Here is an 18,309-nt window from a genome sequence, read left to right as displayed (position 1 = left end):
ATTTTTTAAATGAACTACTTTAATTTAAGTTCAATAATTTCAATCCTTTTCAACAATTCACTCAATAGTCTGTCCTTTTCAGCATTTATTTGTTTTTGTTTGCCTAATTCAATATTTAATTCTTCAATTTTAAGCTCTTGTTCTTGAACAGCTTTAACTAATGGAACAACAAATTGTGAATAGCTGAGAGAATACAAATTTTCCTTGTCTTTTGGAATATTAACGCCATCAAAATCATACCCAATTTCCTGACATGTCACTTCGACGTCTTGGGCTAAAAAACCCGTTCTCTTAATATTAGAAGATTCACTAAAATCCGTTTTTCTATAAATCTCTTTTATCGAATCATGCATATTTCGAATTAGATTTTCAGTTATCATTCTTGTATTTACATAATAAGTGACTGGTTTTAGTTTTTTAATAAATTCTAATCCAGGTACATCATCTTTAATATTTGATTTGAACCTTTTGTCAGATAATGTAGACCAAGCTACTTCCCCACCTATTTCAGTGACCGCTGAATTCCCAACCCGAATTTTATTTGAACCTTGAGATACGGCTCCATTTCCTATTGCAGTTGAATTATTCTGGTTATTAGATGATACATCAGCATAGTAACCAATCATCGTATTTTCAATCCCAATAGTGTTTGCAATTCCTGCTCTGTAACCTAAGAAGACATTATTAGTTCCAGTGGAATTAGATCCACCAGCCAAAACACCTATAAATGTATTATAGTTAGCAGTTGAATTATATTTGCCAGCTGAATGCCCTATAAATAAGTTACTGGCACCAGTTGAATTTGTCTTTCCTGTTTCAGAACCAATAAATAAATTTCCAGAAGCAGAAGTATTGTTAATACCTGCATCGGAGCCTATAAATATGTTATCTGAACCAGTATTTGATGCTCCAGTATAATTTTGTGGGCCAATCATAATATTATAACTTCCAGATGTATTGGTTCTTCCCGAATATGCTCCCAAAAGGATGTTCATTTCACCTGTACTATTTGTATTTCCCGAGTAGGCTCCCATAATTAGGTTGTTCTTTCCACTTGTATTTGCTAAAGCTGAACCAGAGCCAATAATAGTATTTTGGTATCCAGTAGAATTTACTTTTCCACTTTCCATGCCGACAAATACATTATCATAGCCTGTTGTATTTGAGGTTCCAGCTTGTGATCCTAAAAATACATTTTTGCTTCCGGTACTGTTTTTCCTGCTTCATAACCTACCAAAACATTCTCATAGCCACTGGAGTTAGTTAGACCAGCTCTTGATCCTAGAAAGACATTTTTATCTCCTGTTGTTGTCGCCCCTCCTGAGTTATATCCAATACAGATATTGTCAGTTGCTGTCGTATTCGCATCACCAGCAAAATTCCCAAGGAATAGATTAAACGCCCCTGTGGTATTTGAAAGGCCAGCGTCGTACCCCATAAATAAATTATGGTTTGCGGTTGTATTAGCCGATCCGGCATTAGTTCCAAGAAATAAATTCGAAGACCCTGTTGTATTATGATCACCAGCTGATTTACCAATAAAGAGATTATCAGAACCTGAGGTATTTGCTATACCTGAATTTATGCCAAAAAACATATTATATGATCCTGTTGTATTTGAATTGCCTGCGTCATTACCAATTGCCATATTTAATTGCGAACCGGCCCCAAAATTTTGTCCAATTCGTCCACCAACATGAAATTTAGATGTTGCATTGGATGATCCAATTGAAACTGTAGTTCCATTATCTGTAATTTGACTATTTCCAAGTGTAGTTGAATTTGGTGTCCACTTTGGTATTGCATTCACAGTTCCTGATCCAGCAATACCAATAGGCAAATAGACTGTACTGTTATTGGGTATTAATGTTAATGCGCCACTTGATGTATCATAGGATAGTGTACTTGAATTAATAAGTGTTAAGTTTGAGCCAGATAATTGTAAATCAATTCCTGTTGAAGAACCACCTGTAAGAGTCACGTCTGAGCCAGTTGAGGAATTCAATGTATATACATTACTTGATCCTGTAAATGATAAATCAGTTGGAGAGTCCGCAGGTAAATTAAATGAACCGCCGTTTTTACTTAGACTTACAGTATTACCTGATAATGAAATAACTTGAATCTCATTTAAGGAATCTAAATCATTTCCACAGGAAACCCAGTTTGAACCATCCCACCAGAATGTCTTCTTAAAATAAGTGTCATAAACTTCAAGCCCGGGAACCTTATTAGCGATTGCTTTTCGAGCTGCAGTATCCATTCTGGGTTTCAAAAATCCTTTATTAGTACTATGCACTTCAAGCTTTGCAGATGGTGTTATGGTGTCTGTGCCAATTCCAACACTACTAATTCCATTTACTTTTACTTGTGCATAGTTTGTAACCAATAATGAACATTGGAAAATAAGTATAAAAAGATATTTTTTCATAAATTCAAATTTAAAGCTTAACATATTTACAATTTAATAATTTAATTCCACAATATTTGCTTAGAAGCGAACATAAAATGCCAGCCTTCAATCTAAAAAGATTTGAACACAAATATTTTCAATGAATAGCAACACACTGTTTGGTGATAACCATACAGAAAAAATAATATTTTAGAAAAACAACTGTGTTAAATTATGTCTATAAAATACCGAATCCGAACTAATCTTTTGCGAGTTAGTGAAATCAAATAATCATTGTCTTGTATTATTACGAACAAAATACACTACATAATTCAGTTGTTTCTTTTCATTTTAAAATCTTTCAATTTTAGATTCATGTAATTAATTTTTAGTACAATAAAATGAATAGAATTTGACAATAGAGGCTATTACATCCTTAGGCAATGATTGTTCATTCAATACAAACCAAAAGCCTATACCACATCTATCAAATAGACATAAGCCTATCGTAGGATCATTTTAAAATTTGTTTTGAAATTAGAAATGGGTTAATAATACTTCTCAAATACTTAGTAGGCATAGTGTTAATACCAAGTCATGTCTCTCTTTTCTTAATATTTCAGCAATAAACAAATGTAAAATGCTTAAAAATAAAATCCTAATTTTTTGTAAAATATTTTTAAATATTTATTTAACATATTCGTATTTTATTAAATATCAATAAATTAATTTATAATACAAGTCATCTAAAATAATATTTTTTGCTATATCTTAAATTCTAATTGAAAAAGATCATTAGAATGATTCAATTGAATTAAAACCCAGACAACAATCATTCAATTTAGTAATGAATAATTTAATTTATAACTTTATTTAGGACGAAAAACTATATTAATTGTTTAAGCTACATTTATTGATATATCTGAACATCTAATGTTTCTCTTTTATAGCCAAGTTCTTTATAAGTTTGATCATCCATACCGATGCCATGATGTAACTGATTTATTTTTGCTGCATTAATTCTCAATGCAGTCCTTAATTTTGTTTCTACATCTCCGGACATGTCAATAATGTAACAATTGTGTAATTCATATATGTAAGCTTTCTGTTTTCCATATATATTGATTTTGTCCATCCTGTGTAAATTCAATCCTGGCACTTTTATTTTAGATATTTCCCATTTTAATTTTTCTTCATCTATATTGTCAACACAGAATAAAATCGAATATTGACAATTTAACATTTGCATACGAACATAACACCTCCTAATTGAATTAAAATCAAAGCTACCTGCTTTACATTCAAAATAGGCAAGATTAGTATCTCTAAGTACAACCAATGAATCAAAATCACCTGATTCTTTTTCATTTGAATTTCTCTTTAAATCCTTAATTGTTACTCCATGAGATGCAGAAAAAGCAGCAAATTTTCTTATCATTAATTCACCCGCATACCATTCAAAAGTATTGTCGAATCGGCTTCTTTCCTTAACTATACACGGTTGATTAAGAAGCATTAAAATTTCATTCGAAGTAGGCACTTTTCTTTTGTAAAGAAAATCTTTTAATTCAGTTCTAAGGCTGGAATTGTTATAAATGTCGAATAGCAATTTCCAAATATCATTGTCTTGATTTGGTTCAGTAACTAAAAGTTTTTCTTCTGTATTGGTAGTTTTAATTTCAAAACCTCGAGATAATAGGATTTGTTTAACTGAAAAAAGTTCTCTTGTATTTACTTGACTTTGAGATATTTTTGTTTTAGCCATATTCAAAATTGATTTAAAAATCTAAGAAATATTTTTGTAGACGATATAATTATTTATTACAAATATTTGAAATTAAGCTTACATTTATATTTATTTGCCAGAGTGAAAATTCTCTTAGCCATAAATATTTTTCATAAAATTCTAGTATGGGTTTATATTTCCAAAGTTTTAATTTCAAATTATCTCATACTTTTTTCCTTAATGTTGCATGTCCTTTTTCCTGTTCGGTTCCAAGCATCTTACCATTGCCTGGGAAGGCAGTGTATTCATATTGCACAAACTCTTATGCCAATAATAAATGACCTTTAATAACACAGTAAATCGCTCAGCTACTTCCCTATCTAACAGATTGTCTTCTAGTGACATTTTGACAATCTCGAGCTTTTGCTCCTTGGTGAATTTTCTTTTCAATTTTGACATCTAATAAGATTTAATAGGTAAATTTATTAATTTTCTATCTTATATTTCTGTCCACTTTTATGAGGAAGTCTAAACACCGCACTTAGCTAATTTAGTAAACTAAACTAATTGATTATCATGTATGTATATAACATAGTCCCAAACAGATCACATAAAGCCCTTGTAAGTCATTGACTTGCAGTTTTTTTTTGTTTTAATGGGACAATTATATGGATGTGGTTGGCCTCCCGTTAAGGACTATAAGTTTGATTGCTTTTACCGTTTTGAGAGCTATACTCTAATTAAACTGAATTTCATTTTAATTTTTCAATTTGTTATTGGCCACAATTAAAGTTTCTGAACTAATTCTCTGGTATTCTTCAAAACTCAGTGGCTTCATTTGTTAGAACTGTGTATCTGTCCTACTATCTGTCAATTGCCATTGGTCACTATTAACAATAGCTTTGTGGAAAAAAGCATGACTAAACAAGGATTTGAGACATTGCAAGAAGGCTATAGGAATAGCATTGTGAGTTTGAAATGATACTTAACAGGGAAGAATCCGTCCTGCTAACTGCCACTTGTCATTGGTCGCTATGAATTATAGCTTTGTGCAAAAAAGCATGACTAAGGAAGGATTTGAGAAATTGCAAGAAGTCAATAGGAATAGAAATCAGACCTTAAAATGCTGCTTAGCATGGAAGGAAATGTCCATACCCCGTATTATTACTGAAAGAAAAAGTACAACCATTCCCCAAAGGAATTGTCCGGACAACTGGTAAACTTCTTGGCGGAAGTTTTTAAATTGGAATAGAAATTCTAATGCATAGAATGGATTTATCAAGACAAAAAAGAACAATGATACCAGGATGGAATTCAGGACAACTTTAGTGAATAACGGGGTCCGCAAAACTGGTTCTACCAAAATTATTAAATTGACCCTTTAGATTTTGACCATTCGGATTCTCGATTTGGAAGTTTCTAAAAACAAGAAATAGATTCCTGATTCCAGAGAACCTACATTCAATGAATTTTGATGAATGCTGGTCTCTTTTACCAATTTACCATTTGCTGAAAATATCCTACAATTTTCATCTTGGATAGGTGGATCAAAGTAAATCACATCATGACTTGGATTTGGAAATAAACGAATGGTCATTTTTTTGTCAAAATCAGCTACACTTGTTGCTGGCAAAACTTCTACGTAACAATCTTTTGCAATCATGTGACTTCCTAAACCGTTTTCAGCTTGCAGTCCAACTGTAAAAATACCTGGATTGAGATAACGAATACTCTTTGGATGTTGCTGATCAGAATGATCAATTTCCGCACCTTCAAATTCCCAATTCCATTTTTCAGGTACATACGATGATTGATCATAAAAGTCAATGGATTCTCCCGCCCTGATTCTTCTGACAGAGGCGCGAAAATCTACCACAGGACTGTGCGCTTTTGCAGTCTGATAGGCACGGATATTATATCCACCACCTGCTAAAACCATCACTCCCTCCTGCAATATTGCAGGCGCACAATAATGATTGCCCGATAAATTTAAATTCCATTTAACAATTTGTAGATCGTCTGTAAGGGCATAATATTTTCCTTCCTGATCATTCACATAAACGGTTGAATCCACCCCTACACAAATGCTTCCCTTTGGAAGATCCACCACACTGACCATCAAAACTTCTCCGGATGAATGACTGATTTTTTTTAAATAACCATTGTCAAAAATATAAATATTTCCATCCATGGCCTCTGCCATATTTCCGCTAAGTGCTACACCGGTAGTGATCTGTGGCATGTACTCCCACTTCTTTACAAAATCACTTCCGGTATCTTCGTATGCATAAAATGATCCGCCATCACGCCAAAAATAAATGATCCCATCACTTCCGATCATGATAGGATTTTCCTGATCTCCGTCGCCGGGTATAGGCGCGGATGAATATTTTGTTTTACCGGTTTCTACATCCATCGCTGTGAGCCTTATCGGCAGGGTAATTCCTCCTGTAATTCGGTACACCGTAGTTTCTGTTGCTGCAAGTCCAACAGCAGGTCCTATGGCAATCAACTCCTTGTTAAACCATTTTACTTGACCATTATGCTTATCCACCCTCATGGTAAAATTACCCGAAGCAACCGGTGCATTCAGTATCAAATCTCCATCACAACTGTAAACTACTCCCGGATACGCACCGAAAGTTTGTGACTTCACCTTACCTCGCCATTTAATCAATCCATTTTCAGGACTGAGTGCATAAAGACTGTCATTGTTGTAGTCATGAGCATATACCGCATCTTCTGTGAAACCTATGGCATAAAGGATAGAAGTACTTCTAATACTAGGAGATGTCCACAACAACATACCATTTGAAATTCTTCTGCATTCGATAAGTCCGGAGTACGGACTGAATTTAATGCGACTGGTAACAAACCGATCGCCAAATGAATAAATGGCTTGCGCAAGATTCGTTTGATTTCCACTGGCCACATTCCAAACAGGTGTACTTATCTCACCTGGACCTGTCATGCTGCTAAGCGCATTTCTGTAGCTGCCTCCTCCATAGGTGCTCCAGTTTTGTGCATCCACAAAATGCTCTATTACCAGAAGAAAAAATAAACTTAAAAAAAAAGTTCGTAAAATCATCTCCCATAATTTAATTCAAATTCAAATCGGAAATCAACTTTATATTGGTGCAGCTAAAAACTCACTACAAATAACTCAACCACCATTTTTCTTTGTGTGCGGTCTTATACCGATCATACCATTTGCACAACGGATAAAGTAAAATCAATACCAATATCCACACTCCATATACCACCGGCAAACCATATCCTTCTCCCTGCACCAAAAAATAAAATGGAAAGTGAGATTCCTTATGATAACCCTCAGCAAACGTATGGCCGCGCATAAAAAAACTTATCGTAGATAATTGGTGAATGAGATAAATGTGGACCAAATAATAGAATAATGATACACGCCCGAATGTCCTGAGAAAATCAGTAAATATATTTTTTACCGACTCCACCCAGGCCAATACCATCATCCCCAATCCGATCATCAGACTCATGAACATCAAAGACGGCGGATACTTGTTGACATTTATAAAAGATAAAAAACTTTTTATCCCATCACTTTGATAAGCCCAGGCATGAGGATCTCCATATTGATTGATCCCACGAAGCAACACAAATAATCCAATCAACAAAATACCCATACCAAATATTTTCTTTCGCCGGATGGATGGTTCCGGAAAGGAACTAAAATATTTCCCAAAACAATAGCCCAGCATCATCAATCCTGTCCAGGGAACAAAAGCATAGATGATTAAAACATAATGATCTCCATCAAGAAAGTAGGGAGTAAAAAATCCATGATGAAATAGGTTCCAAAAAAAACCGACCTGAAAGCCTTCTGCGGATTCTAAATAATCCAATCCATTGTGTCCAAGCACAATCAAAGCTCCTATGGCCAAAATTGCATTAAATGGTAAATTAATCAGCAGACCCAGCACAACCATACTGATTCCAATAGCCCAGATTACCTGCAAAAATATACCATGATAGGCAGGGTTAAATGACCAACCAAAACTGACGACCACAACCTCCAGAAAAATCAACCACAAACCTCTTTTAATAAGAAACAAACTTAATTCCTTTTTCGTCTTCCTGAGGGATTGCAGATAAATGGACGTCCCTGAAAGAAATACAAAAACCGGTGCGCAAAAATGGGTAATCCATCGTGTAAAAAAAAGTGCCATCGTCGTCGTATTCAGATTCAGGGGATCATCCGTGTTGGCAGTAAGGTGAAAATAGTCTCGCACATGATCCAGTGCCATGATGGCCATGGCAAGTCCCCTGAGTAGGTCAATGGATTCAATCCGGTCTTTCATTTTGGTTGTTTGAAGAGCTAAGCCAGAATAAATATAGTTCTATTATCATGCCTGAGGTACAGAACGTAAAAAAATATTACAAGCGATCTCGCTCCGCTCGTACACAGACCTCAAGCAGCTGGCAATCCAATTTGACCTCTATCCCATCAGATAATTCATCCCCTTTTCTACAAATCAAAAATGCACTTTTCCAAATAATCCATACCTTTAAGACCTCGATAAAAATTCTTAGGTCTCCATGAAAATAATCAGCATCCAGGCCCTCCGCGGACCCAACGTTCACAGTTTCAATCCCTACAAACTCATCCATCTGAGACTTGACCTCTCAGAGGAAAACCTCCTCAATGCGGACGATCTGGATCTCATGCTTAAGAACTTACCGCTGATACCGGAGGAAGAGATGGCACTCATCATTGAAAATCAAATTTCAGAGCCAACTCCCCAGTTGGATCTTTTGGCAAAAACCGCCGGACGATTAGCCCTGGAGTTACAAAATAAAAGTGGGCTCCACGTCCATTTCCTCAAAATATTGAAGACCATTTATCCCGGCACCTATGGGGTTATTTTTGAATACAAAGAGGAAGAAGCCGGTAAAGCTGCAGCTCAAGCATCATTTGACATCCTTCAATCTTTGTTAAACGGTCAACAACTCGACCTGGAAGCATACATCGAAAAAATTGAAAATATTAAATTAGCCAATGCCATTTCGCCAGGAATAAAAATGATCCTGGATGCTGCAGCCTCCAGAGGAATTCCCGCACAGCGATTATTCGGTAATGAGTATTTTATGTTGGGATACGGAAAATTTCAAAAGACCTTATACAAAAGCTTAAATTCACACACCAACGCGGTGGCATCACGAATGGCATCCGACAGAGATTCCATGATGGAATTGTTGTACGAGGCCTCCATACCATTCACCCGAAAAGCCATTGCCTCCAGAGAACTTTTCATAGGATTCAGGGTGCTCATCCTGAATCATGAATTTGCTAAAGTAATCATCAGCGACGGAACTTCTACCCAACAAACGCCGAATGAATCCACCGTTTTTCGTCTGGAAAGGATCAGCCACATTTTGAATATTCCGGACCTGGAAATCTGGATGCATGGTGAAAATCTGAACGACCCAAATTTACAAGTGGCGGATGTCAACATTACACCTGACCTTGAATTTTTTGCCCAAGGATCTGCTGCTCAAAGTCAGGAGATCGCAGGCTTATATCTCAATGGACTTTTCCCGCCGGGAACACCTTTCCGAATACCCATCATTTCGGTCACCGGAACAAACGGGAAAACCACCACCACAAGACTCATTGCGCACATCATCGAACAAACAGGGACGCGCACCGGATTTACCACCAGCGATGGGGTTTATGTAAATGGCGTGCTGGTAGAAAAAGGAGACAACACCGGACCCGGTAGTGCAGGTATGGTGCTGAGAGATTCGTCAGTAGCATATGCAGTTCTGGAGACAGCCCGTGGAGGATTGTTACGGGCAGGCCTGGCTTTTAGCCAATGCGACATTGCCGTGATCACCAATGTTACTGCAGACCATCTTGGGCTTTCAGATGTTCATACCTTAGACGAATTAGCGAAAGTCAAGGGGTTGGTAGTGGATGCAGTCAAACCGGGAGGCTGGGCAGTTCTGAATGCAGAAAATGAATATACTTATCACATCGGCCAACAATCAAAAAACGAAGTCGCTTATTTCAGTCTGGATAAAAATAATCCTGCACTTACCGAACACCTCGGCAAAGGCAAAACGGCTGCTTATGTCGAAGACGGTTTGATTAAAATAATGAAAAACACGGAAGCCGTTTCCATCATTCATGTAGAAGACATTCCGCTTACATTTGGGGGGAGGGTTGGATTCATGGTGGCCAATGCGCTTGCTGCCAGTCTCGCATGTTACGTAGCCGGATTTACAAAAGATCAGATCGCATCAGGTCTGAAAACTTTTCATGCTTCCGCCGAACAAACACCGGGAAGACTTAATATTTTTGATTTTCCTGATTTCAAGGTGATGGTTGATTTTGCGCACAATCCGGAAGGGTTCAGTGGTATCAGGGATTTTCTAAAAACAATTAATTCCCCTTACCACATCGGCATCATTACAGGTACCGGTGACCGCCCGGATGATTCGATCATAAAACTGGGTTACCTCTCTGCAGAAATGTTTGACCACATCATCATCCATCAGGCAAAATTTCATCGCGGAAGAACACCACAAGCCATCGTCGACTTACTGGTCGAGGGCATCAAGTCCTGTAATCCGAATTGCAGTTTCGAATACATCCCGGATGAAGTCGAACCCCTTCAATATGCCATGTCCAAGGTGAAAAAAGATGCTTTCATCACAGCCCTCAGCGATGTGTTGAACAATCCCATCGAACTCATCCGCAGCTATCAGAATTCTTATAAGAAATAATTTGGAAGAACTTTAAATACTAATTTCAATTTGTCGCATTACAAATCCAAAAGAGAAATATTATCATTTTAGCATTTTCCAATTTGCAATTTCTTCATGCACGTATTCAAAAATTATTACTCTAAGATTAAAAACAATTACACTTATAATTTTTGATGAATTTATTAATTTTCTATCTTATCTTTCAGTCTACTTTTATGAGGAAGTCTACCAATCACATCTTCACTCATCTCAACTGAGTAAATAGTATCATATTCGCTGCCAAATAGGGTTTTAATTCGTTTAATGATATCTCAAGAATAATATCATCGGTAAGAAAACTGAATAGAGAATTAGCATAGATGAATATCATTTTGCTCTTTGTTATTGCAATATTATTGGTAATTGGAATGGTTGTTTTTAAAACCTCTTTGGTAAAATCTGCATCAGATTCAAACATTTCAACAATACGTTCTTTAATTATTCTTCTGACAGAATCAAGTTTACAGCTATCGAAAATATCCTTTGGCAACATTTGTTTTCCTGTTTCTACGTCAAATATGAATCCAAATCGCTGTCCAAACATTCTTGCTCCTCCACCCTTTTTTTCAAAGTCTTCATGAATAAAGGATACTAAATAATTTGAGTTAAAAAGCATCTCTAGACTTTCATCATCACTTTCAAAATATTCTTCCTTTTGATTACTTTTTTCATGAATGATATAATTATCGACATACTTGTCTGGATTTTCAAATCCATCAAATATTAAATTCTGAATGAGTAAATTTAATTGCCTGATTCCAAAAGAGACCTCCTGAAAAACTACATAACTAAACAAAGCGGAGTACTTTTCTCTAGTTCTTTCTTGGATAATTTCATTATAGAGCAATGTGTCGCCTATAGTTAATTCTCCATATACCTTTTCAAATGCCATGTGTTCATTAAAAAGCGTGTCAACAGTTAGATTCAGGTTAATGGAATCTGATCCATTTATATGTTGATTATCACTGAAACTTAATAATAAAATTCCAACCAAGAGAATCCTTTGTTTCAAACTAAATTTATAATTTGCCATTTCAAATTTCTATTCATCACAAATAGTTCTTCAACATAATTATTCTGCAAAAGGAAAGGCGCCTTAAAATATATTGTTTACATTTGATATGTGAATATCAAGGTTCATTTCCAAATTTAATCAAAATTTTAAAATTCTTCATTAATCCAATTAAATACCTATGTATGAATATTCGTTAAAAGTAGAATTAATTAATACCACTATGATTAATAAATGGATTTTGAAATTAAAACCTCTTTCTTTCAACAAACTTACCTCCAAATAATTAGATTAACACTACCCATTACCGGAAAACAAAAATTCGCATACTATCGCTTAAAATATGGTATCATCTACTTAATTTTTGGCAATACAGCTCTTTCAGAACACAAAATAAGAGAATTAACTTTTAATCATTCTTTATATAAATATAAAATAATTATCAATCAAGAGTATTTATTTCAGCCAAATAAATATAACTTTGCAAACAAGCTAATTAAAAATTAAACAATAATCAGGATACAATATTTGAAACCTTACTAAAATAATCCTAATATTAATAATATTTTAATTCAACAGCATTGGAATCAATTTAAATCATATTATACTAATATATAAAAAATAAAATTTTAAACCATTAAAACGCTTAACATATGCAAACCAAGCCAATACTTATTTTATTTTTAATCAATTTATTGACACCAATTATTGCCAATAGTCAATTCTCAATTTCAAATCTTTCTGAAATTGCAAAAATCAAAAGCGGCACCACTTATATTGCAATGAAAGATCCTAATTCTGAAAAGACTAAAGAGTATATTGAAGTTTTTAAAAACTATTGGACAATATCTAAAGCAGAATTTATCAAATATTCAGAAATTGAAAAATACCTATCTCCAGAAAATTCCTTTCTGACAATAGGTGGGTATGAAACGAATACAGAATTTACAAGACTTTATCAAAATGGAAGCCAAAAGCATGGAATAAACTATTCAAACACTCATATATTTCTTGAATTATGGACATGTGATAAAAAGTATTTCACAAGTAAAAAAAAGAACAAAATATTTGGTAATGGTGATAAAATTCAAGTAGCCAGAATTGAGCTTTTTACTGATTTCGAAACTTTGTCTAATCCAGACTTACTCTATCAATCAGAATTTGATGGAAATGGACATATCCGTAACTGGGGACCTGGAGTATTAAAGAACTATGTGCAAGCATTAATGGGCTATTTAGCAAAGAATGAAAGCCACTCACTTTATACAGGAAGCTCTAATGCTAAGGAGCTGAAAAAACTAAAGAAGGAATCATTATATATTCCAGAATATGTTTTAACTAAATTCAATAAATTCAATGGAAATGAAACAAAAAAGCATGATGAAAAAGACATTTTTGAAGACTTTAAACTTAAATATATACTTTTATCCGGAGCTGATTTGAATCATAAAATACTTACAGATACAACAGGGTTTTATTATTTGATTTATATCAAAAGCAGCACTGACAAATATATCAATGTTATCCATTCACTAACTGGAGAAATTATATATTCTAAGTACAAACCTCTATCATACAATATTAAGTCAGATGATTTTCAAGACTTACAAGAAAAAATATAATTAGCTCATTCAAAGAAAAGAGCAGTTTCAGCAATTTAAAATTAATATAAAGGAGTTTTGTAATCAATTAATTTAAATATCCATTATTAGGTTTTAATAATAAATTATTTATTCATTAGAAATATAAGGGCTTGGATATTTTTGACTATAATATTCTATTGGTATAAATTTTTGTTTTTTGCTATTAAATAAAAATATTAGCTCAATGGGTATTTTTCGGACAGTTACAGAATATTCAAGAATGGAATCAAACAAAGATATTTCAGGAAAGTTACCATATTTCTCCTGATTGTTAAACTGTTCAATATCTCGCAATATAGTTCCATAAAACTTGACATCCGTATAGCCATCCTTATTTTCATCTGCTAGTACTAATTTTAATTCATCGCTTTCAATCCAATCGTCGTAATGATTACTATCATAGGTCCTTGGATAATTATCTATAATTGAATCTTCCAAAAAGTCGACTATCTTATTGTTTTCCATGCCACACAAATTATGACCTCCATTTCCTTTACTGGTGGAGAATGTAGCCAATAAGAATACATCCTTATTCTCAAAAATTTCAACTTGTTTTATAAAAAGTGCATCGATAATAAGTAAAACATTTTTATCATTGTTAAATATAACTTGCCATTTCCATGGAAACCCACTATCTGAAATCTTTCTGTAACCAAACTCAATATAGTAACAGTCTTCAATACATCCATAAGCCTATATTTTTTTATACTCCGTTATTTGCCAGTCCCTTTTATATCCATAGGAATTAAGGTGACAATTCACTTTCAGTTCCTCAATAAAATGAATAGTGTCAACAATAATGGGAAAATGTTCAAGTGCTTTGAATGATTCACCTTGAGTTAATGCAAGATCCTCATTGTAATAAACTGTGTCGTCAGGCACAACTTCCATCTCAAATGTTTCTTCCAACGGTTTCTTTTGTTGCGAGAATCCTTCATTTGGAAATTTGCAATTAGAAACAGTAAATAACAGCAAAATGATTATTAAAGGAATATTTTTTAAAATTTTATTAAAATTCAGGTAACCTGATGAATTTACTAAACAAATTTAAATCTGTTACAACTCAATAGTTGCCATTCTTTCGTTAATGCTGCTAAAAAAGATAAAATAGACAAACATAAAGTCAAATAAATATGTCAATTTCACTTAGTTTCTACTTTGCAAAAATCTAATTATGTAAAATTAGCCTATTAATTCAAATATTCAATAATTCTCTCTATATATTCCTTGCTTAAACTCGGATTTTCAATACATCTCAATTGTTCTTTTTTACTGGATTTTTTCTTGAACACGATGCTTTTTCTGTCAGTAATATATTTAAATACCCAGTCCATGGATCTTGTCGACAGAATGTTTTGCAAATTCGGCCCAATAAAATCCATATGTCTTTGATGGCAAGAAGCACAATAATTACGAAATAAACTTCTACCAGATCCATCAGGAATTAAATTAAACTTATCATAAGTTAATAATGGATTTTGGGTCTCATCACTTTCTGAAAACATAATAGATTTAAAAATGTCAAGTATCGTATCGGTATATATAATATCTCTTCCACTGATAACAAACCTTTGTTCTCTATTTTTGAAACTCTCAATACTCATCCCTATTCTTCCTTGACCAGCAACAACAGGAATTACAATATATGCGATTAGACCATTGACCGTATCTCTTTTCAATTTGTGTTTATTGGGTTCATCATTGTCGCAGACTGATCTACTATACAAGCCCAGATTGAAATTCAAAGTGTCTCTTCTATTGGTTAAGGAGCCAGCATAACTATCTATTCCTTGTTGATCTATCTTCTCCCAGTCCGACGGGGTTTTAAGAGTAAATAATCCGAAATCAAGTATATGCATATCCTGTTTCGGTATTTCGGAAAAGCTAATCAATGAAATCAATAATAATATATATAGTTTTATGGTCATTTGAATTAGGTTTACTAGATGGTACAGAATATTATTTTAAATAGTTTTTCTCTGAACTTTTATATTGATAAAAAAACTAGACAAAACAACAATCTAAATTCAAAATAAAAAACTACATAATAATAACAGAATTTTTCGCAACCAAGGACTCCTGTTTAGGATTTCTTTCAGGCTATAGTGCAAAATGGAATTTGCGCAGACTTTCAACAAATAATTCTTTGCAATTTATTATTATAAAACCTTCTCGTACTTTAGAACATCGTTACATATCAAACCGATCCTGATTTATGTGGTTGACTCTTACTATTGGTGGAGCTTTACTTTAATTAACTTGAAATGTGATTACAAAATATGTAAACTTTAAATGTGCAAATTATTTCATTTTGCTAAACATATCTTTAGACTTATTGCTTCAAGTAGCAACTATCACAACTGAATTGTTGGGAGACTTATGCCTGCCAGGATAAAATAAACCATTTTTAGGAATAGTTATTTTTCACCATAAATACATATATTTAACTGTATTTCACTTAAATTAATTATTTTTTACTACTTTTGTTTTTCAATTTTCACCAAAGTATATGATTAATAATCGTTTTTCACTAAAAATCACTGTTTTTCACGGACGGATGTCTCCTGAAGAAGGATTTCTTGTAGGTTATGGTGCTTTATTGGAAGCATACAAACTGGAAGTGCCGGTTCCTGATGTACTTGCACTTATAAGCACTAAAAAACGAGAATACAAGACCGATGAATGGCAGGTGTTCACATCAAGATACCTACCGGAAGATAGTTTGTATAAGCATTTGATTTTTGCTTTAAAATATGAAGGGATCAATCTCCTGTTACTGAAAAAACTATTTGAAAAACTTTCAGAGGAAGAAACATTGGCATTAATAAAACAAGAACCGACCGGACAATATAGCAGAAGACTCTGGTTTTTGTATGAATGGTTATTGAAAAAACAATTAGACACCGAAGATATACAACTAGGGAACTATATACCCTTGGTAGACATGGAATTGCAATTTGCTATAACAAAAGGAGAAAAATCAGTACGACATCGCATTATAAATAATCTACCCGGGATTAATGGCTTCTGCCCGTTGATTCGAAAAACGGATAAACTGAACCAATATATTGAAAAAAATATTTCCACCCATACAGAAAAATATATTAAAGATATTCATGCAGAAGTATTAAAACGGGCATCCGCATTTTTATTGCTGAAAGACTCCAAAGCATCTTTTACTATTGAAGGAGAAAGTCCTAAAAGCAAAAGAATGGCAAGATGGGGACAAGCTATTGGGCAGGCAGGTAGGATTGAATTAAATAAAGAAGAGTTATTGAGATTACAACAAATAATCATTGAAAATCCCCGATTTGTGGACATGGGTTTTCGTAACAAAGGCGGATTTATAGGGGAGCATGATCGAATTACCGGAGAGCCCTTGCCAGATCATATATCGGCCAAATGGCAAGACCTGGATCATTTAATGACAAGTCTGATACAAACCAATCAGATGCTATTAAAAAGTGATATGGATGCTGTGCTGTCAGCTGCAATTACTGCATTTGGTTTTGTATTCATTCATCCATTTGAAGACGGTAATGGTCGTTTACACCGCTACCTGATACATCATATACTTTCAAAAAAACAATTTTCAAAACAAGGTATGATATTTCCTGTGTCAGCTTCTATTTTAGATCACATCGTTGATTATAGAAAAGTACTGGAAGCCTATTCTTTGCCTCTTCTTGATTATATAGATTGGCGGGAAACCAATGATCACAATATTGAAGTGCTCAATGACACTATGGATTATTATGCCTATTTTGATGCGACCAAACAGGCCGAGTTTATGTATGATTGTGTCATGGATACGATTGAAAACATTATACCACGCGAAGTAAACTATATCATACGATATGACCAATTCAAGCGCTATATTGAAGATGAATTTGAAATGCCGGATAAACTGGTTGCGCTTTTGGTGCGGTTTCTGGAACAAAATGGAGGCTCCCTTTCAAAAAGAGCAAAGGAAAATGAATTTGACAAACTTAATGAAGAAGAAATAAGCAAAATTGAAACTGAATACCAGAAAATATTTACCTAAATAATAACCATCTGTTTGTACATGGCATTCCCATTGCTGGCGCAAGTTTCTAACTTGCACCTCTTTATCAATCTTTATCTTCCAGTATAAATATATCCAACTCTACTTGCCGGAACATCTAATATTTCTACTTCTATTAGTCCAATCTGACCACAATAACTAGATGCACTGCTAGATAAGTAATGTTCGGCTTCTGAAAAAATTCCTGATTCAACCGGATTGTTATGTAAATAGCTAAGCTTCTGAGAAATCACCTATGGACTATAAATTTCAATAGGATGATTATCTTGTTGCCAGAAGGGGTATTCTTTATTATTAGAACTATTTTTTCCTGCATCAGATAAAATTTCTATTATCCATTCTTTTCTACTCTCAAAAGGATTGTCTAGGATTGATTCTATTATTTTCTTTGAAGTAAATTTCTTTAGATCGCGAAGTATATCAGAATGTTTTCCTTTCTCTTTGCAAGAAAAAATAAGATGTTCATGATTGGTCATCAGACACCAGGCATGAATAATCATTCCTTTGTTTTCTGACAATACTTTAAACTACCAATAAACATTTCTTTGTATTCTTATCTGGTAAATACATCAATCCAATGAACCGTTGCGAAACTTACAAAATATATTCCGTCTGAATCTAAGAATTTATATTTGGTGCTCATTGGACGAAGATATTATAAAATGCTAATAAGGCACAAGTCGCAGA

14 protein-coding genes and 1 pseudogene are annotated in these 18,309 nt (G+C 33.9%); 4 read left to right on the top strand and 11 right to left on the bottom strand.

The features are described from left to right. Positions 1-14: 14 nt before the first annotated feature. From IPJ53_03980 to IPJ53_03955, 6 genes are all read right to left on the bottom strand, one after another. Entirely contained in the window at positions 15-1,130 is a 1,116-nt protein-coding gene (locus tag IPJ53_03980; protein MBK7798248.1) for a tail fiber domain-containing protein, read from the bottom strand. A gap of 53 nt (positions 1,131-1,183) precedes the next feature. After that, positions 1,184-2,431, bottom strand: coding sequence for a hypothetical protein (locus IPJ53_03975; protein ID MBK7798247.1), 1,248 nt, complete (start codon positions 2,429-2,431; stop codon positions 1,184-1,186). Positions 2,432-3,302: 871 nt separating this feature from the next. Further along, a complete protein-coding gene (locus IPJ53_03970; GenBank protein ID MBK7798246.1) occupies positions 3,303-4,157 on the bottom strand; it encodes a hypothetical protein in 855 nt (284 codons plus the stop codon). A gap of 198 nt (positions 4,158-4,355) precedes the next feature. Then, positions 4,356-4,577, bottom strand: coding sequence for a transposase (locus tag IPJ53_03965; GenBank protein MBK7798245.1), 222 nt, complete (start codon positions 4,575-4,577; stop codon positions 4,356-4,358). Positions 4,578-5,499: 922 nt separating this feature from the next. Next, positions 5,500-7,206, bottom strand: a complete 1,707-nt coding sequence (locus IPJ53_03960) for a PQQ-binding-like beta-propeller repeat protein (GenBank protein ID MBK7798244.1) — start codon at positions 7,204-7,206, stop codon at positions 5,500-5,502. Between the two features lie 64 nt (positions 7,207-7,270). After that, entirely contained in the window at positions 7,271-8,452 is a 1,182-nt protein-coding gene (locus IPJ53_03955) for a DUF1624 domain-containing protein (GenBank protein ID MBK7798243.1), read from the bottom strand. A gap of 238 nt (positions 8,453-8,690) precedes the next feature. Here IPJ53_03955 and IPJ53_03950 point away from each other — a divergent pair, with 238 nt between their 5' ends. Then, entirely contained in the window at positions 8,691-10,880 is a 2,190-nt protein-coding gene (locus IPJ53_03950; GenBank protein MBK7798242.1) for a hypothetical protein, read from the top strand. Positions 10,881-11,106: 226 nt separating this feature from the next. Here the strand turns inward: IPJ53_03950 and IPJ53_03945 are convergent, their stop codons facing one another. Beyond that, positions 11,107-11,934 carry a hypothetical protein gene (locus IPJ53_03945; protein ID MBK7798241.1) on the bottom strand — a complete coding sequence of 276 codons (828 nt, stop codon included), beginning with the start codon at positions 11,932-11,934 and terminating at the stop codon, positions 11,107-11,109. 213 nt (positions 11,935-12,147) lie between these two features. Here IPJ53_03945 and IPJ53_03940 point away from each other — a divergent pair, with 213 nt between their 5' ends. Both IPJ53_03940 and IPJ53_03935 read left to right on the top strand, forming a co-directional pair. After that, positions 12,148-12,420, top strand: a complete 273-nt coding sequence (locus IPJ53_03940; GenBank protein ID MBK7798240.1) for a hypothetical protein — start codon at positions 12,148-12,150, stop codon at positions 12,418-12,420. A 146-nt stretch (positions 12,421-12,566) separates the two neighbouring features. Further along, entirely contained in the window at positions 12,567-13,535 is a 969-nt protein-coding gene (locus tag IPJ53_03935; protein MBK7798239.1) for a hypothetical protein, read from the top strand. A 108-nt stretch (positions 13,536-13,643) separates the two neighbouring features. Here IPJ53_03935 and IPJ53_03930 read toward each other — a convergent pair whose 3' ends face one another. The 3 genes from IPJ53_03930 to IPJ53_03920 all read right to left on the bottom strand — a co-directional run bounded on the left by IPJ53_03930 (position 13,644) and on the right by IPJ53_03920 (position 15,484). Continuing rightward, positions 13,644-14,021, bottom strand: a complete 378-nt coding sequence (locus IPJ53_03930) for a hypothetical protein (protein MBK7798238.1) — start codon at positions 14,019-14,021, stop codon at positions 13,644-13,646. Between the two features lie 228 nt (positions 14,022-14,249). Further along, entirely contained in the window at positions 14,250-14,531 is a 282-nt protein-coding gene (locus IPJ53_03925) for a hypothetical protein (protein MBK7798237.1), read from the bottom strand. Positions 14,532-14,746: 215 nt separating this feature from the next. Next, positions 14,747-15,484, bottom strand: coding sequence for a c-type cytochrome (locus IPJ53_03920; protein MBK7798236.1), 738 nt, complete (start codon positions 15,482-15,484; stop codon positions 14,747-14,749). A gap of 581 nt (positions 15,485-16,065) precedes the next feature. On the opposite strand from IPJ53_03920, the gene IPJ53_03915 reads away from it, so the two are divergent. Beyond that, positions 16,066-17,601: a Fic family protein gene (locus tag IPJ53_03915; GenBank protein ID MBK7798235.1), complete on the top strand. Its 1,536-nt coding sequence runs from the start codon at positions 16,066-16,068 to the stop codon at positions 17,599-17,601. Between the two features lie 74 nt (positions 17,602-17,675). On the opposite strand, the pseudogene IPJ53_03910 reads toward IPJ53_03915, so the two are convergent. Further along, positions 17,676-18,265, bottom strand: a pseudogene (locus IPJ53_03910) (transposase). Positions 18,266-18,309: the final 44 nt, after the last annotated feature.

It is taken from the genome of Candidatus Vicinibacter affinis (assembly GCA_016714365.1).
Classification (GTDB): domain Bacteria; phylum Bacteroidota; class Bacteroidia; order Chitinophagales; family Saprospiraceae; genus Vicinibacter; species Vicinibacter affinis.
This window is presented reverse-complemented; position numbering and strand designations above follow the sequence as displayed.

Bases quoted from the DNA above. Each gene is read 5' to 3' on its own strand.
- IPJ53_03980 (MBK7798248.1), bottom strand. From the start codon at position 1,130: ATGGAAAGTGGAAAAGTAAATTCTACTGGATACCAAAATACTATTATT.
- IPJ53_03975 (MBK7798247.1), bottom strand. From the start codon at position 2,431: ATGAAAAAATATCTTTTTATACTTATTTTCCAATGTTCATTATTGGTT.
- IPJ53_03970 (MBK7798246.1), bottom strand. From the start codon at position 4,157: ATGGCTAAAACAAAAATATCTCAAAGTCAAGTAAATACAAGAGAACTT.
- IPJ53_03965 (MBK7798245.1), bottom strand. From the start codon at position 4,577: ATGTCAAAATTGAAAAGAAAATTCACCAAGGAGCAAAAGCTCGAGATT.
- IPJ53_03960 (MBK7798244.1), bottom strand. From the start codon at position 7,206: ATGATTTTACGAACTTTTTTTTTAAGTTTATTTTTTCTTCTGGTAATA.
- IPJ53_03955 (MBK7798243.1), bottom strand. From the start codon at position 8,452: ATGAAAGACCGGATTGAATCCATTGACCTACTCAGGGGACTTGCCATG.
- IPJ53_03950 (MBK7798242.1), top strand. From the start codon at position 8,691: ATGAAAATAATCAGCATCCAGGCCCTCCGCGGACCCAACGTTCACAGT.
- IPJ53_03945 (MBK7798241.1), bottom strand. From the start codon at position 11,934: ATGGCAAATTATAAATTTAGTTTGAAACAAAGGATTCTCTTGGTTGGA.
- IPJ53_03940 (MBK7798240.1), top strand. From the start codon at position 12,148: ATGGATTTTGAAATTAAAACCTCTTTCTTTCAACAAACTTACCTCCAA.
- IPJ53_03935 (MBK7798239.1), top strand. From the start codon at position 12,567: ATGCAAACCAAGCCAATACTTATTTTATTTTTAATCAATTTATTGACA.
- IPJ53_03930 (MBK7798238.1), bottom strand. From the start codon at position 14,021: ATGGAAAACAATAAGATAGTCGACTTTTTGGAAGATTCAATTATAGAT.
- IPJ53_03920 (MBK7798236.1), bottom strand. From the start codon at position 15,484: ATGACCATAAAACTATATATATTATTATTGATTTCATTGATTAGCTTT.
- IPJ53_03915 (MBK7798235.1), top strand. From the start codon at position 16,066: ATGATTAATAATCGTTTTTCACTAAAAATCACTGTTTTTCACGGACGG.